Source organism: Calditrichota bacterium, from assembly GCA_013151735.1.
Taxonomy (GTDB): domain Bacteria; phylum Zhuqueibacterota; class JdFR-76; order JdFR-76; family BMS3Abin05; genus BMS3Abin05.
Genome location: JAADHR010000186.1, coordinates 1 through 15,792, shown reverse-complemented (window position 1 = coordinate 15,792; position 15,792 = coordinate 1). Strand labels below are relative to the sequence as shown.

At 48.9% G+C, this 15,792-nt stretch carries 13 protein-coding genes; 1 reads left to right on the top strand and 12 read right to left on the bottom strand.

What is annotated here, in order from left to right:
- The 9 genes from GXO76_13105 to GXO76_13065 all read right to left on the bottom strand — a co-directional run.
- Window positions 1–458, bottom strand: a 458-nt coding sequence (locus GXO76_13105; protein ID NOY78795.1) for an NTP transferase domain-containing protein, incomplete at its 3' end; no start/stop codon positions are given.
- Between the two features lie 30 nt (window positions 459–488).
- On the bottom strand, window positions 489–1,517 hold the full coding sequence (gene queA / locus GXO76_13100) for a tRNA preQ1(34) S-adenosylmethionine ribosyltransferase-isomerase QueA (GenBank protein ID NOY78794.1): 1,029 nt from the start codon (window positions 1,515–1,517) through the stop codon (window positions 489–491).
- Window positions 1,518–1,680: 163 nt separating this feature from the next.
- Window positions 1,681–2,742 carry a Holliday junction branch migration DNA helicase RuvB gene (gene ruvB / locus GXO76_13095; protein ID NOY78793.1) on the bottom strand — a complete coding sequence of 354 codons (1,062 nt, stop codon included), beginning with the start codon at window positions 2,740–2,742 and terminating at the stop codon, window positions 1,681–1,683.
- Window positions 2,743–3,342, bottom strand: a complete 600-nt coding sequence (ruvA, locus tag GXO76_13090; GenBank protein NOY78792.1) for a Holliday junction branch migration protein RuvA — start codon at window positions 3,340–3,342, stop codon at window positions 2,743–2,745.
- A 58-nt stretch (window positions 3,343–3,400) separates the two neighbouring features.
- Complete coding sequence (gene ruvC, locus GXO76_13085; protein ID NOY78791.1) at window positions 3,401–3,883, bottom strand: crossover junction endodeoxyribonuclease RuvC; 483 nt, start codon at window positions 3,881–3,883, stop codon at window positions 3,401–3,403.
- Between the two features lie 32 nt (window positions 3,884–3,915).
- The gene (locus GXO76_13080) at window positions 3,916–4,662 is read right to left on the bottom strand and encodes a YebC/PmpR family DNA-binding transcriptional regulator (protein ID NOY78790.1); all 747 of its coding nucleotides are present in this window, start codon (window positions 4,660–4,662) and stop codon (window positions 3,916–3,918) included.
- A 356-nt stretch (window positions 4,663–5,018) separates the two neighbouring features.
- Entirely contained in the window at window positions 5,019–5,564 is a 546-nt protein-coding gene (locus GXO76_13075; GenBank protein NOY78789.1) for an SPOR domain-containing protein, read from the bottom strand.
- Window positions 5,565–5,729: 165 nt separating this feature from the next.
- Entirely contained in the window at window positions 5,730–6,713 is a 984-nt protein-coding gene (locus tag GXO76_13070) for an electron transfer flavoprotein subunit alpha/FixB family protein (protein NOY78788.1), read from the bottom strand.
- A 39-nt stretch (window positions 6,714–6,752) separates the two neighbouring features.
- Window positions 6,753–7,505 carry an electron transfer flavoprotein subunit beta/FixA family protein gene (locus GXO76_13065; GenBank protein ID NOY78787.1) on the bottom strand — a complete coding sequence of 251 codons (753 nt, stop codon included), beginning with the start codon at window positions 7,503–7,505 and terminating at the stop codon, window positions 6,753–6,755.
- A 326-nt stretch (window positions 7,506–7,831) separates the two neighbouring features.
- On the opposite strand from GXO76_13065, the gene GXO76_13060 reads away from it, so the two are divergent.
- Complete coding sequence (locus GXO76_13060) at window positions 7,832–8,206, top strand: co-chaperone GroES (protein NOY78786.1); 375 nt, start codon at window positions 7,832–7,834, stop codon at window positions 8,204–8,206.
- A gap of 43 nt (window positions 8,207–8,249) precedes the next feature.
- On the opposite strand, the gene GXO76_13055 is transcribed toward GXO76_13060, so the two are convergent.
- From GXO76_13055 to GXO76_13045, 3 genes are all read right to left on the bottom strand, one after another.
- A complete protein-coding gene (locus GXO76_13055) occupies window positions 8,250–9,395 on the bottom strand; it encodes a methyltransferase (protein ID NOY78785.1) in 1,146 nt (381 codons plus the stop codon).
- Between the two features lie 72 nt (window positions 9,396–9,467).
- Window positions 9,468–12,530, bottom strand: coding sequence for a DUF3459 domain-containing protein (locus GXO76_13050; protein NOY78784.1), 3,063 nt, complete (start codon window positions 12,528–12,530; stop codon window positions 9,468–9,470).
- A 183-nt stretch (window positions 12,531–12,713) separates the two neighbouring features.
- The gene (locus GXO76_13045) at window positions 12,714–15,446 is read right to left on the bottom strand and encodes a T9SS type A sorting domain-containing protein (GenBank protein NOY78783.1); all 2,733 of its coding nucleotides are present in this window, start codon (window positions 15,444–15,446) and stop codon (window positions 12,714–12,716) included.
- Between the last annotated feature and the right edge of the window lie 346 nt (window positions 15,447–15,792).

Below are 15,792 nucleotides of genomic sequence, written 5' to 3'. Positions count from 1 at the left end.
GCCCCAACCTTCCCGTCGATCACCCGTTTGACCGTTGCCGTAATGGGAATTCCAACGACGGTCGCTCCGTGTTTGCGGGTTTCCTCGATGGCCCGGTGCAGGATTTCCTGTGTCACAAAGGGGCGAACCCCATCGTGAACCAGGAGCAGCTCCGGTTCCGCATCGATTGCTTCAAAGGCTGCCCGAACGGAATCCTGGCGTTCTTTGCCGCCTGCGACAATTTTTCGGATTTTTTGGATCCCAAAGCGGTCGATAATCTCGTCGGCCACAAATGTTAATTCCTCTTCCGGCACCGAAAGAATGATTTCATCGATTTCCCCGCACTGCTCAATCTGTTTCAGGGTATAAAAAAGAATCGGCCTTTGACCGATTCTTAGATATTGTTTCTTGATGTCCTGCGCCATTCGACTTCCGGAACCGGCTGCCGGAATGAGAGCCGTCACATGTGGACGAGGCATAGCTTGTTTCCTCAAAATGTTCCTGAAAACTCACACGATCAGCATGGCATCGCCGTAGCTGTAAAACCGGTATTTTTCCCGGACGGCTTTCCGATAGGCCTTGAAAACAAACTCTTTTCCGGCAAAGGCGCTCACCAGCATGATCAGCGTGGAACCCGGAAGATGAAAATTGGTCACCAGTCCATCTACAATCTTAAATTCGTAGGGAGGATAAATAAATTTATCCGTCCAGCCGTTTAACGGCTTTACATAGCCGTCGGAGGTGACGGAGGATTCGAGTCCCCGTACGGAGCTGGTGCCCACGGCAAAGACCCGCCCGCCTTTATCCTTTGTTTCGTTGATAATATTGGCCGATTCTTCGTAGATTTCAAAATATTCGGAGTCCATTTTGTGGCGGGACAAATCCTCCACCTGGACGGGACGAAAACTGCCCAGTCCCACATGGACGACGATGGGAACAATCTTGACGCCCTTGGCTTCAATCTGATCCAGAATTTCCTTTGTAAAGTGAAGGCCCGCCGTCGGTGCCGCTACGGCTCCCCGGACCCGGGCGTAAACCGTTTGGTAGCTTTCTTTGTCCGTGGGTTCCGGATCCCGCTTAATGTAGGGCGGCAGAGGGGTTCGTCCAAGGTCCTCGATAATCTTGTAAAAATTACCGTTAAAATTAAAGCGTACAACCCTTCCGCCGGAAATCGTGTTGTCGATCACGTCGCAGTAAAGGTCTCCCGTAACCAGGAGGCGATTTCCCACGCGGACTTTTCGGGCGGGTTTGACCAGCACTTCCCAGAGGTTATTCTCCAATTCCCGCAGGAGAAACACCTCCACTTCCGCATCGGTTTTGTCCTTTTTGGCAATCAGCCGGGCCGGAAAAACCTTCGTTTCATTAATAACCAGGCAATCCCCTTCCCGTAAATAATCCACCACGTGGAAAAATACCTTCTGCTCAATCTTTTGCTGGTTACGATGCAACACCATCATCCGCGCATGATCCCGCTTTTCCGGTGGATATTGTGCAATTAAGTGTTCCGGTACAGTATACTTAAAATCTGATAACTTCATTATGACACTCCGCCTGACGTATTTATTCGGGTTTTTATTTCTGATAATTACAAGTCTGCTCTAAAAAACTTCTTTCCAAAATTTCCTGAATGGATTTTAATGAAATTAAATTTGCTGAACGCGTGCTTCTTAGAGTAAACTCAATGAGTTGCGTAAATCCGGATTAAAACAAACTCTCCTGAATGTTTTGTGTTTTTTTTCTGGAGATTCCAAAATACTTGTAGGCAAATTCCGTTGCCTGCCGTCCCCTGGCCGTACGGTGCAGAAAACCTTCCTGAATCAAAAACGGCTCATAGATTTCCTCAATGGTATCGCTTTCTTCCCCCACGGCCACTGCGAGGGAATTCACGCCTACCGGCCCGCCATTAAATTTTTGAATGACCGTCAGCAAAATTCGCTTGTCCATTTCATCCAGGCCGCGGTCATCCACATCCAGACGTTTCAAAGCGCCGGCAGCCACTTCTTTTGTAATGACGCCATCCCCTTCGATTTGAGCAAAATCCCGGATGCGCCTCAGAAGGCGGTTCGCAATCCGCGGGGTTCCCCGGGAGCGCCGCGCAATTTCCATGGCTCCCTCCGTTTCAATATCCACATTCAGAATCCGGGCCGAGCGAAGCACAATCAGGTACAAATCCTCCGGCGGGTAGTAATCGAGACGGCTCACCACACCAAACCGGGATCGCAGCGGCGACGTAAGCAAACCCGCCCGGGTGGTTGCCCCGACCAGTGTAAAATGGGGCAAATTCAGACGCACACTGCGGGCATTTGCTCCCTTGTCAATCACAATATCCAGACGAAAGTCTTCCATCGCCGTGTAAAGATATTCCTCCACCGTGGCATTCAGGCGATGGATTTCGTCGATAAACAGGACATCTCCCTCCCGGAGATTGGTCAGAATTCCGGCCAAATCGCCGGCGCGTTCCATCACAGGCCCGGAGGTGATCTTAATATCCACCTCAAGCTCCCGGGCAATAATATTCGCCAGCGTCGTTTTACCGAGACCGGGGGGCCCGTAAAACAAAACGTGGTCTAATGCCTCGCCCCGGGCCTTGGCCGCCAGGATAAAAATCCGCAGGTTGTCTTTGATCTTCTGCTGCCCGATGAAATCCTCCAACTGTGCCGGCCGCAGGGTTCGATCGACCTCGATTTCCCCGTCCAGCAGCTCGGGAGAGGTGGGCGTATCAGCATACTTTCGTGCCACTTTTTCTTCCTCACGAAAACTCATTTACGACATTTTTTGCACCTGTGCCAGCGAAAATTTAATGATTTCCTCCAGGGTTCCCAGTTCGGGCTTCCGGTGCAGCACCTCCCGAACGGCCTTTTGCGCAATCCCCTGTTTGTAGCCCAAAGAAACCAGGGCCAGAACCGCTTCCTCCGACATCGTCTCTTGCGGGGTAGGTTCAGCCAAATCCTGCAATTTATCGGACTGGAATTTGTCCTTTAAATCCAGAACAAGCCGTTGAGCCGTTTTCCGGCCCACGCCGGGAATCGCCGTCAGCCTGCCCAGGTCATTGGTCAGAACGGCCGTTTTAAAATCCTGAGGGGTTGTTCCCGAAAGCATTCCCTGAGCCAGCCGCGGCCCCACGCCGGAGATCCCAATTAATTTCAGGAAAAGGTCGCGTTCGTCGGCTGAAGCAAATCCGTAAAGTTGCATGGAATCTTCCCGAACGTGCAGATAGGTTAAAATTTGAATGGTTTCGCGGTCTCGCGGGAGCTGCTCGTAGGTATTCAGGGAAATGTTCACCTCGTACCCAACCCCATTCACATTCATGATGATCTTTGTTGGAAATTTTTGAACGATCCGGCCTTCCAAAAAGCTGATCATTAGTTCGTGCGGACTTTCTTGTTAAATGATGACTTCGCCCCTTTACGGGGGATTTTGTTTAATAATTTAACACCCGTCGCAATCCTACACGATGACAATGGCAGAGCGCCACTGCCAGTGCATCCGACGCATCGTGGGATATCTCCCGATCCTTTAAACCAAGCTGCTGAATAATTGAGCGCTGAACCTGTTCTTTCGAAGCATGACCGTAGCCCACAACGGCCAGTTTAACCTCACGAGGAGCGTATTCTGCAATGGGAAGCCCTTCAAGCTTCGCGGATAAAATGGCCACCCCCCTGGCGTGACCCAATTTTAGGGCAGATTTTGTGTGCTCGGCGTAAAATAAATCTTCAATCGCAAATTCATCCGGATGGTGTAATTGAATAATTTCAGAGATTCGATTAAAAATGATTTGCAAGCGGTCGGGAAGAGTCTGCCGCCGGGATGTTTTGATAATCCCAAAATCTATTAATTGGACCGCATAACCATCCGTTTTAACCACTCCAAAACCGGTCGACGTTGTACTGGGATCAATTCCCAAAACGACCACGCAGATACCTCGGCTTTCTTGACTTATTCAAATTGTTCCATCACTTGAACATCGATGTCGAAATTAGAATAAACATTTTGGACATCGTCATGTTCATCCAGTGCATCCATGAGTTTCAGCATTTGTTCGGCATGTTTGCCTTCCAATTTGACAGTGGATTTCGGATACATGGTTACTTCGGCCGAATCAATCGGATAACCTGCCTCCTCCACAGCCTTCTTCACCTGCTCAAAATCCTCAGGAGCCGTCAGGATCTCAAACATTTCTCCATCCGATTTCATATCTTCGGCACCGGCATCCAGAACAACCATCATCACATCATCTTCAGACAATCCCTCTGCCGGAATGGTAATCACACCCTTTTTTTCAAAGATCCAGGCCACGCTTCCGGATTCACCCAAATTGCCGTTGTGTTTGGCCAGAATGTGACGTAAATCGGCCACCGTTCGATTTTTATTGTCCGTCAGGGTTTCAATGAGCAAGGCTGCTCCTCCCGGACCGTACCCTTCATAGGTTACCTCTTCGTATGTCACGCCGGGCAGTTCCCCTGTGCCGCGCTTAATGGCTCTCTCGATGTTTGCCGAAGGCATATTGGCCGCTTTGGCAGCTGCAACGGCCGCCCTCAACCGGGGATTTGACTCTTCATCGCCACCACCCATCCGGGCGGCAACGGTAATTTCTTTAATAAGTCGTGTAAAAATCCGGCCCCGCTGGGCGTCAACTTTTGCCTTTTTGTGCTTAATCGAGCTCCATTTATTATGACCTGACATAGATCCTCCTGAAATTTTGTAGTTACAATTTAATAAATTTTTTCTCCTTTTACAAATGGATTTTTAACTATTCATAAAACACATAACTTACAATTGAAGAATTCACTGCCTTTTTTGATGCTGGATGTCCGCACAAAAACAGACCTTCTTGTAAACCCGTGTACGCCGCACGTAAATGAAATGTGATTTTTATGCTCAAGGTCAGGTGTTTGGAGAAAAAGTGGAAATTTTAGAAGGAGGATGAATTGTGTGATAATAGCCCTTTACACACAATTTTTTTGGAAATTTGTACGAAAACAGGATTTTCTTTTTCAGCATTCTGACATTCCTCGTTTTTGTTTAAGAAGCGATCAGTCTCATTCGGCGGCGGATTGAATCGATTTTACCCGGGTTCGCACGATCCACGCGTCCTTGTATCCCATTTTGATCGCTTCCTTTTGCAGTTTTTCCGCATCGTAGCGGGTCAGAAAATCGCCCACGCGTATTTTGTAATACGGGGGATCAAAAATCAAGTAGACTTCCTGGTTGGCAAATTTAAGCATGGCGTCTTTCCGAATATCCATGGCCTCTTCCTGATTGGAAAGCGCGGCAATTTGGATGCGGTATCCGGGTACCATTTTAACCGTTTCCTTTACGGATTCTCCCGGTTGAGCAGACGCCGCCTGCTCGCTTTTTGTCGAAGGCGCTTGGGCAGATTGTGGATTCTCTTTCACAACAAAGAGCTGATCCGGCAGGGATTGAGGATTCAAATCCTCAATTTGAGACGCCTCTCCCTTCACGGCAGTACCTGATTTTCCTTCAGTTTTTGTTCGGGAAACGGGCGCCGTTCCGGCGCATCCAAACAAATAAAGCGTAACGAATCCGATTATTATCAAAAAAACAAAGGATCGATTTTTCATCATTTCACAAACCCAATTTATAGCGCAGGGGGAGCTGCATTCAGCTCCCCTCGTGCCTTTACACCAAACGTTTATTCTGAAAAACAGCAGCAATTTCTTATCGGCATGGTCAAAACCTGTCGGGGAAATACCTGAACAACAGGTTTCTACCCAATCCACCCTGTTTGCTTAGTTTTTCAGCTTTTTCACTTCTTCGATTAATTTGGGAACCACGTCAAACAGATCCGCAACAATCCCGTAATCCGCCTTCTGGAAAATGGGGGCTTCCGGATCCTTGTTAATGGCAACAATGACTTTCGAAGACCCCATTCCCGCCAGATGCTGAATGGCACCGGAAATTCCCACGGCGATGTAGAGATTCGGCGACACGGTTTTACCGGTTTGCCCTACCTGATCCGAATGCGGACGCCAGCCGGCATCAACGGCAGCACGAGACGCACCCACGGCGCCGCCCAGTAAATCGGCCAGCTCTTCCAGCATTTTGAAATTCTCCGGGCCCTTCATTCCGCGGCCGCCGGAAACAATAATATCGGCCTCCGTCAATTCGATTTTTCCGCCGCCGGTCTCCTGAAATTCTTTCACTTTCGTCTTTAATTCGGAAGCATCTACCGATACGGACACCTTCTCAACCGGCGCTGTTTTTCCCTCTTCTTTTATTTCAGCCGTAAACGCTTTTGGACGCAGACTGGCCATTTGAGGATTGGCTTTGAAGGCCAGCTGAATAAAGGCCTTTCCTGCGTACACCGGACGTTTGGCAATCAATTTTCCGCCCTCTACCTGCAAACCCGTACAATCCGAAGCCAGCCCGACGCCCAGTTTGGACGCCACTCTCGGTGCCAGGTCTTTGCCCTGCGAGGTAGCTCCGAAAAGAACAACTTCGGGATTCAACTGAGCGATCGTGTCCAGAATAACCTTCACAAAACCCTCGGGTGCGTAGTTATCAAACAAATCATTTTCAGCCACCCGGACGTTATCTACGCCATAGGCACCCAATTCGGCAGCCATACCCGAGACATCCTTTCCAAAAACCAATGCCGTTACGCTGCCGCCTAAATCATCCGCAACCTTTCTGCCGGCAGTAGCCACTTCGTAGGCCGCTTTTCGAAATTGCCCCTTGCGTTGCTCTGCAACAATCAGCACATTACCAGCCATTTAAAACCTCCTTCTATTAAAAATTCTTTATGATCGAATTTAAATAACCTTGGCTTCTTCGTGAAGAAGACGAACCAGCTCGGGAACGGCATCCGCATCCTTTCCAACAATACGTCCGCCTTTGCGTTCCGGAGGATATTCCATTTTCAGGATTTCCACTTTTGCTTCGTCAAACTGGGGTTCTTTTTCGTCAACGGGTTTTTTCTTGGCCATCATAATGCCCTTCAGCGAGGCATACCGGGGTTCGTTAAGTCCCTTTTGTGCGGTAATTAGTGCGGGCAAGGTTCCTTCAACAACTTCAATGCCGCCCTCCACTTCGCGATTGGCGGTAAATGTGCCATTTTCTATGGTCAATTTGGTAACAACCGTCGCACAGGGAATGTCCAACAACGCAGCGACTCTCGGCCCCACTTGAGCGGAATCGTCGTCCACAGCCTGCTTTCCGGTTAAAATCAAATCATATTCCAGGGTTTTCAACTCGTTCGCCAGGGCGGTGGCCACGGCGTGTGAATCCAAATATTTGTCGTCTGTTTTCAAATGGATTGCTTTGTCGGCACCCATCGCCAGGGCAGTACGTATTGCGTTTATCGCCCGGTCGGGACCAAGCGTCAAAATGGTTACTTCGCTGTCGCCTGTTGCTTCTTTAATGCGCAACGCTTCTTCAATGGCGTATTCATCATATGGATTTACCACATAATTGACGTCCGTCGGATCAATTGTCTTGCCATCGGGACCAATCCGAACCTTCGTCTCAGTGTCTGGGACTTGCTTCATGCACACTACTATCTTCACGGTCAAATCCTCCTTATTCTTAGGGGTTCAACTTCCGCAAAACAGAATCTTAGTATTTTAATTTACTAAACTTTTGGGCATATTACAAACAGAAATTTTCTAATTCCGCTCTTCGTCCTAATTTTTCTTTTTAAGGGTGAAAATTACTGAAAAGAAATTGCTTTTTAAAAAAATATTATTATTTTTTATAAGAGATAAATAAAAGACTGTTCGTGAAATGTGTGCCTTCTGATTTATTTACCGAACACGCCAATGAATGTGGCGGAATTCGTGTCAATTTGTGGGCGCTTAACGATAGCTAAGAATAATCCAAGGAAACAACACATTTGAAAACACGCAAACATTTGGTTGTTATTGGGGACCGCGTTCTTATTCAGCCCGATAGCGAGGAAGAGCGGACGGAAGTGGGGCTTTATCTGCCCAAATGGGCCGTTGAGCGGGAAACCGTCCGGGGAGGGCGCATTATCGCCACAGGTCCCGGAACACCCCTGCCTCAACCGGGCGACATTGAAAACGAACCCTGGAAATCCTACGAGAGCAACGTTCAATATTTGCCCATGCAGGTAGAAATCGGGGATTACGCCATCTTTTTAAGAAAATCGGCCATTGAAATTAAGTTTGAAGGCAAGAATTATCTCGTCGTGCCGCAGGCGGCCATTCTGGTGGTGGTGCGTGAAGAAGATTTTGAGGACAGCGTGTGACAAACGGGGGCGTTTTTCCTGTTTCTTTTTGAGAACCCGCGTTTTACGATTGCACCCCACTTTTCCTCTTTTTGCTTCCTGCGTACATGCTGTATTTTTGGAATTTACACAAAAGTCCCCCATTGTAAAGCGTGTGTCTTTGCGAAGCTCTCAACCCAATTCGCTTTAGCGCGTCCCGGTTCGCACTCAAAATCCAGGCATCGTAACCGTTGAAGGCCTGTTTCAAATGATCTCCGATCATTTTGTAGAACTCGCCGATGGCCTCTTTTTTCATGCGTTCCCCGTAAGGCGGATTTGTGATCAGAACACCCTCTCCTTCAGGCGGCAAAAAGGATTCAAAAGATGCCTGAACGCATGTGACGACCCCTTCCAAACCGGCTCGTTTGATATTTTCTTTAGCAACCCGTAACGCACGAGCGGACCGGTCGGCTCCCACAATCTCGAAATCAAAAGAACGCTTGTGTTGAGGAACTTCCCCCAAAACGTGCTGCCAAAGCTGCGAGTTGAAATCCTTCCATTTCATAAAACCGAATGTTTTGCGTTGGCCATTGGGCGGAAGATTCAACGCGTACAAGGCGGCTTCAATCACAATCGTCCCGGAGCCACACATGGGATCGACAAAATGGGAGTGCCGGTTCCACCCGGAGAGGAGGATCATTCCGGCGGCCAACACCTCGTTGAGGGGTGCCTGCATCGATTCCAGCCGATATCCCCGCCTGTGAAGGGACTCACCCGAGCTGTCCAGAGAAACCGTGCACCGATCCTTGTAGAGGTACACATTCAGGCGAAGTGTGGGATCAGACACATCCACAGAGGGCCTCCGTCCGAATTTTTCCCGGAATTGGTCGGCGATCGCATCCTTCACCTTTAATGCCAGATATTTGGAATGCCGGATCCGATCCGATTTGACCACGCCGTCCACGGCCAGAGTCCCTTCAACGTCCAAATAGGCACTCCAGTCCATGCCCCGGATTCCCCTGTAAAGATCCGTTTCGTCTTCAACCGTGAACTCGGCGACCGGTTTTAAAATTCTCAGGGCGGTGCGCAGGTAAAGATTCGCCCGGTAAAGCAGCTCCTGGTTTCCCCAAAACGAAACCGCCCTTTTCCCGACCTGAATGTCCTGCGCTCCCAGTTGCTGTAGTTCTTCTGCCAGAACCTCCTCCAATCCGGAGAAGGTTTTGGCTATCATTTTGAAAAGGGGTTGCCGAGAATCACTTACCACGGACGGATCCTTTTTTGAAAGGCACTTTGCACCGGGCCCTTATTTCAGAACCATCAATTTTTTGGTAAATACCTGTTTTGAAGATACCCCCCGAATTATGAGTCGGGCAATATAAATCCCGCTTGGCACCGCCTGTCCAAACTGATCCCGTCCTTCCCAAACCGCCTGATAGGTGCCGGGCCCCACATTCTCTTGAAAGAGCACCGCCACCTCTCGTCCCAGAAGATTGTAGATTTTCAGAATGGCCTGCACGCTGCCATGATTTCCGGCAGATTCAGCCGTGCCGACTGAAAATGAAAATCGGGTGAATCCATTAAACGGGTTGGGATAATTTTGAAGCAGTTGAGATGTTTTGGGAAGATTGGGATTCTCTCCTGCTGCGCGCACACCTGTGGGCCAATCCCTGAAATTTGTAAATATCCGTGCCGACGATCCGGGCAGGACGAACCCTTTCAGTGTATCTGCGGTTCCCAGATCAGAATCCGTTAAAAATTCGTACCAGTGATCGGAACCACTCAAAGGAATGTCCAGGGTCTGGTTGTTTCTGGAAAAATTGGCCGCCACAACAATCTCTTGATTATTCCATTTTCGCTCGTAAACAAGCGTTTTCTGAGAAATAAATTTTTTGAGAATTCGGATGGAGCCGTCCTGCAGGGCTTCATGCTCATCCCGAAAATGAATGACCCGTTTGTAAAATTTGTACAGCTTTTTCGTTTTAGGCTGATTTAAATATTCCCATTTCAATTTATTCCAGTCCAGTGTTTTCTTCGTGTCCATTCCGAACTCTTCACCCATGTACATCATGGGATTACCCGCGGCCGTAAACAGGACAACCGCCCCCAGTTTCGATTTCTGCAAAGCCAGATCGTAGTCGATAGACGAATTGGTTTGCACTTCCCAGATGATGCGCTGTTCGTCGTGGCTTTCCAGATAATTAATCACCTGAGAGGAGGCCGTAAATCCGTCCAATGCGTAGTCAACTGCCCGCGCGGTCATGGCCAAATTGGCGTAGGAACTCCCTTCAAACGGTCCCTCCCGAAGATTGGCTTTCATTTGATCGTGAAAGGTGTCATGCCACTCGGCATCCATCTGCGTTTGCGTGGCAACGGCCGGATCCTGCGGCAAATGTTCCGCAATCAAGTAGGCACTCGGTTTGTTGATGTGAGCCACGGTGGCCATTCGATTCAACAAATTCAAATTCCCGGTTTCTGAATTCTGATCATACCCGCGGGTGTAATCGAATCGGAATCCGTCTACGTGGTACTCATCCATCCAGAATTTATTCACGCGGTCTACAAACTGCTGCGTAGCGGGTTTGTAATGATCAAAATCCGGGAACCCCCACATGTTTGAAACCGAATGATAATAGGGACTGTGGGCATAATCATTTTTGTACAGCACATTCAGGGGACAGGTAGCATCACTGTGGTTGTACACCATATCCATAAGAACGGCTATTCCCCGTTTATGCGCTTCGTTAACCAGCTGTTTGAAATCGTCCGGTGTGCCGTAAGAGGATTCCGGGGCCATATAAAAGGCCGGGTTGTACCCCCAACTGTGTCCGCCGGGAAATTCGTAGTTGGGCATCAGTTCGATCGCCGTCATTCCCAAATCCTGAATATAGTCCAGTTTGTCAATCAATCCCTGCAGCGTACCTGACGGACTGAAATCACCGATGTGAACCTCGTAAATGACGAAATCGGTTTTTGCCGGCGGCGAATACTGGCTGTCGCTCCAATTAAATTGGGGACGCGGAACCTGAAGCACCGTTTTGGCATTTTCCGGATGCCAATCCTCTTTTCCATTCACGGTCCAGTCCACATCCCAGGAAAACGGATCGGCAATCACAATGGTGCCGTCCACCACGTACTGGTACTCGTACGTACCGACGGCGAGAGAAAGGGTTTTCCACCACAGGCCACCATCCTGAAGATTCATAACCGTTTGAGACCCGTTCCAATCGTTAAAATCTCCCTGAATCATTACAAAATTCTTGTAGGGTGCAAAAAGAGCCAGCGTAACGGTCCCGTCTGCATTGTAATTAATTCCCGGCTGTGTCCCCTGAGGCGCGCTGGCATGTACAATCTGAGGAAGTTTCCAAACGTGCAGCACCGCGAAACCCACGCGCCCCGAAGCGTTGATTCCACGGGCATAAAGGGTCAGTTTTCCAAATTCCACATTCGATGTGTTCCAGGAATATAAAAAAGGAGCGGTTGTTTTCGCAATGAGATGTCCGTTGTACCAGAATTCCACGGTGTCGGCATTGGTGGCCGTAACGGACAAATCCACGGTTTCGGAGAGGACGGCATTTTCCTGAAGCGACGTCCATTGAATAGCCGGATCACCCGATTGGGGTTCAAATGAGAAGTGGATGTGATAATCATTTCCGTCATTATTGTCCCAGGTGTCATCGGCCCAATGAATAACAAAATCAACCGACTGCACCAGTTGGTCTCCCCGATTAAAGGGTCCCAACCGGATGGAGCTTACCTGATTTGCATCCGGCCCCTGAAGCGGGGTTTCCACGGAGGTTCCATCCGACCAGGGGAATGTGCCCGAAGGCCAGTACGCCGAAATCGGCTGTGTCCAGTGATGATCTTCGGCATTGACGCCCCAGTGGAGATTCCCGGCCTTGGAGGCGTTTCCGATATGAATGGTCACCGTGTCATTCGGACCGGGGGCTGAAGGGCTCCAGACAATATCCCCCGACATGAGGGTTATTTTGTAATCCTGGCTGTTGTTGTTGTCCCAGGAATTATCATTAAAATGAATCACAAAATTAATTTCCTGAACGGGTTGGGCGGAATTGGCGAAGGGGCCAATCGTGATCGTACATTTTCCATCTACGGGACCGGCCATGGGCGATTCAATCGCCGCCCCATCGGACCAAGGCGTGCTGTTGGGCGGCCAATAGGCAGAAATAGGCTGCTTCCAGCCGTTGACACCCCAGTGCAATTTTGCCCCAACGGTGCAGCCTGTCACCGTAATTTTAATGGAATCGAATTTGGCCGGTGTTACCGGTGACCAGGTCACCTCCGCCCAGGCAATGCTTATCTGCAAAAAAAACAGCAAACCAATTGTAAGCATAGGTTTTATTTTCATAGGATTGTCCTTTTAATCACTAAATTAATTTTGGGGATTTCTGTTATCCACCCCGTTCTCATTTATTGCAAAACACCAAAATCTCACCCGTACCACAATTCACCCTTTTTTGCTCCACTCTCCCCAAAAACCACCCCATTAAAGTCCCCTCTATTACGAGGAGAATTTAGGGGTGTGTTGTTTTCACTGCAAGACAATCATTTTCTTCACGGCGTGGAATTTACCGGCTTGCAAGGCATAAAAATAGACGCCGGCACCTACCAACCGTCCCCGGGCATTTCTCCCATCCCAGACAACCTGGTGGGCACCAGCCGTCTGCCGCTCAAATCGGAACCGCCGGACAACCTGGCCCAACACATTAAAAATAGTGAGGGTAGCCCCGCTCGTTTTGGCCAATTGATAGTGAATGGTCGTTCCGCCCCAATTTCCCCCCCGGGCATCCGCCGCCCCGCCAAATGGGTTGGGGTAATTCTGTCCAAGTTCAAACCGCAAAGGAGCAACAGCCCCATCGGCCAAAGCAACCGCTGTCGGGGTTAGTTGAATTCTCACATCATCAATGTACCAGCCTGCATCCGAAACATAGGCATCACTGCCGAAATGAAATCGAACCCTGATTTTGTGGCCCAGATAGGGCGTTAAATCCACCGTCTCCTGTTGCCAGTGATTTCCGTTTGTTTCCGGCCCGCCAAATACCGGCTGTTTGTCCAGAACATTGGCCGAATTATCAATCACGCCGTCGTATCCACCCAGAGGGGTTACGAGAACAAAATTGCTGTCATCCACGGATATTTCTATGTTTCCCCCATCCCAAAATGTGCTTTGACTGTATTCCATTTTATACCAATGCCAAAAGGTCAGGCGGGCCGTTGAAGCGTTGGTCAAATTAATAACCGGTGAATCCAGTTTGGAATCGGAGCTGTTCTTGTAGTTTCCGGACAAGTTGGTAGCCCACAAATTCTTACCCGAAAAGGCCACTCCCGGACCGCTCGTAGGAACACCCCATTGCCAATCACTGGAGGCGTTGGTGGTAAAAACAGGTGCCGATTCAAAACTGAAATAGTACGAACTAATCATTTTAAACGAATAATAGCCGGTCTCCGGTAGACGGGTAAAATTGCGTGCCGATGACCGATCCAGAGCCAAAATCTGATATTCCACCACATCATTTACTTTCAGAGAATCTATTGGCAGTGTCATACCAAAATCTCCCACCGAATCCACAGCCGTCATCAGCTGGCGATGCAGACGGCCGCCGTTAATCCGGTAAATGACCCACACGGAGTCCACACCGATATTATCCGTTACGCGAGCCGTAAATTTAATGGAGTCCTGTAATATGGATTGATCCTCCATCGGATGGTGAAAAATTTGGGGCGGAATGCGGTCTTCACCTATCGAAAATGAAAAAAGACTGTCCGGTGCATTTTTTGGAAGATATCCGGTTCGCGGAATCGTATCCGCCGCAGAAAAATAATATTGAACCCTGACCGAACGATTGGGTGCGGGAATGGTTGCCACAAAAATCGAACTCCCGGGAATCACTTCCAAGCGCTCTGTGTGAAAGGTATCCTGTTCACTTTCCCTGTAATGAAGAAAAACCGTACTCGTATCCAGCCCAAAAGGGGAAGCCGTAACCTGGACGGAAACCGGAACGGGCTGCGATGTATCTTCCCGGTCACTGAGGGGTGTGTGGGAAAATTCAGGACGTAAACTGTAGCGCTCCGCTGCTCTGGCCACGTAAATGATGGGTTTCAAATTGGCTAAAATCTGAGGCATAATCTGGGTGGTATCCGGATGGAAGGAGGTGCCCACTTCCGGAGTAAATCCAAACAGCTTAAATTTGGCCTGCTGTTCCCCGTAAAGCCAATCATCGCATTCGCCATTGACCAGATAAATAGTGCCCGATTTGACGTTTCCGGCGTCGTATCCGTTGTAGGCCGTCACGCTGTCGGCAATGGCCTTAAAGATGGAATTGTCCGGTGTGTCTTCGGCAATGTACCCCCAGGGGTACAAAAACATGCGCCCGTAACTGTGAAACGAGAGACTGATCACAAAATGATGGGCCTCAACCAGATCGCGGATGGCCTGGGTCTCCGGCTCTGAAAAAGGGGCAATCCCCCGATACACATTACTGGAAGGCCGCCCGCTGGAGCCAATATTGTCCAGTCCCCACTTAAAACTGTAGTTTCGATTGAGATCAACCCCGTAGCTTCCATCGGAATTCCGGCGCCTGTTCTTGCGCCACCACATGTCCTTGTTTCGCACGTATTCAAATCCGTCGGGATTCACCAGCGGAATAATCCAGATTTGCCGATGGTTTACAATGGAGGTAATTGTGGAATCCGTTCCGTAATTATTAACCAGATAATGCATCCAGTACAGAAGAATTTCCGGGGTAATGATTTCCCTCGCGTGGTGCAGGGCCATGTACAAAACTTCCGGTTCGCGAATCTCTTCTGTTTCCACATTGTCGGAGATTTTCAGTGCCCAAATGTCCCGGTCGGCAATGCCTGCGGTTTTCTCCCAGCTGTCGCCAATATCGTAGAGCTTGGCAATTCCCGGATGATTTAATTCGATGTCTTTCATCTCCTGCACAATCTGATCGTAGGAATGGAAGTGATCGAAATAGCCCTCGGCCCGAAGGGTTTTCTCAAAAGATTTCGTATCCGGAATGAGCACAGATGTTTCAAAATTGAGGGCGTGAATTTTTTTCAATTGTTCGGATGTCACCAGGGCATCGATTGTTTCACCCTGCGGGGTTTCTGTGAGCATATCCGGATCCAACCGGTAAAGGTTTTTGATGGCTTCTTCAGATTGATTTTCCAGATGAATCCGTACAACCTTTTTCTCCTCGGCACGCAAACCCGAGACAAGAAAAAGGACCAAAAAAATCACCAGAAATTGCCATTTTCTCATGATTGCGTTTCCTGTTTCTTTTAAACGTTAGAATTTAGCCTTAGTAAATGTGACGTTTTTTACGGCAATTTACTTTAATTACTTAATACATACAAAAGACTGCCGCCGCGAATGCGCGAATAAAAAACTTAGCCTTATTTATTTTTGGTTCTACCGGTTTTTTTATGGATAAAATTTTCATTTTATCATTCCAAAGAGACGCCATTAAACGTTTATTTTGCCCTTTCAGGGCTTGGGATAAAATTGGCCATCATCCTTTCCCGGGGCGCAACCCCGGGCTTGGGTATGCCGCCCCCTTGGGGCTTTGGAAACCCAGAGAGAAAGCGGACAAAGATTGGTGATTTTT

What these genes read in the sequence shown, in the direction of transcription:
- queA (NOY78794.1), bottom strand. Translation starts at nt 1,517, where the DNA reads ATGAAGTTATCAGATTTTAAGTATACTGTACCGGAACACTTAATTGCA.
- ruvB (NOY78793.1), bottom strand. Translation starts at nt 2,742, where the DNA reads ATGAGTTTTCGTGAGGAAGAAAAAGTGGCACGAAAGTATGCTGATACG.
- ruvA (NOY78792.1), bottom strand. Translation starts at nt 3,342, where the DNA reads ATGATCAGCTTTTTGGAAGGCCGGATCGTTCAAAAATTTCCAACAAAG.
- GXO76_13080 (NOY78790.1), bottom strand. Translation starts at nt 4,662, where the DNA reads ATGTCAGGTCATAATAAATGGAGCTCGATTAAGCACAAAAAGGCAAAA.
- GXO76_13075 (NOY78789.1), bottom strand. Translation starts at nt 5,564, where the DNA reads ATGATGAAAAATCGATCCTTTGTTTTTTTGATAATAATCGGATTCGTT.
- GXO76_13070 (NOY78788.1), bottom strand. Translation starts at nt 6,713, where the DNA reads ATGGCTGGTAATGTGCTGATTGTTGCAGAGCAACGCAAGGGGCAATTT.
- GXO76_13055 (NOY78785.1), bottom strand. Translation starts at nt 9,395, where the DNA reads ATGATAGCCAAAACCTTCTCCGGATTGGAGGAGGTTCTGGCAGAAGAA.
- GXO76_13050 (NOY78784.1), bottom strand. Translation starts at nt 12,530, where the DNA reads ATGAAAATAAAACCTATGCTTACAATTGGTTTGCTGTTTTTTTTGCAG.
- GXO76_13045 (NOY78783.1), bottom strand. Translation starts at nt 15,446, where the DNA reads ATGAGAAAATGGCAATTTCTGGTGATTTTTTTGGTCCTTTTTCTTGTC.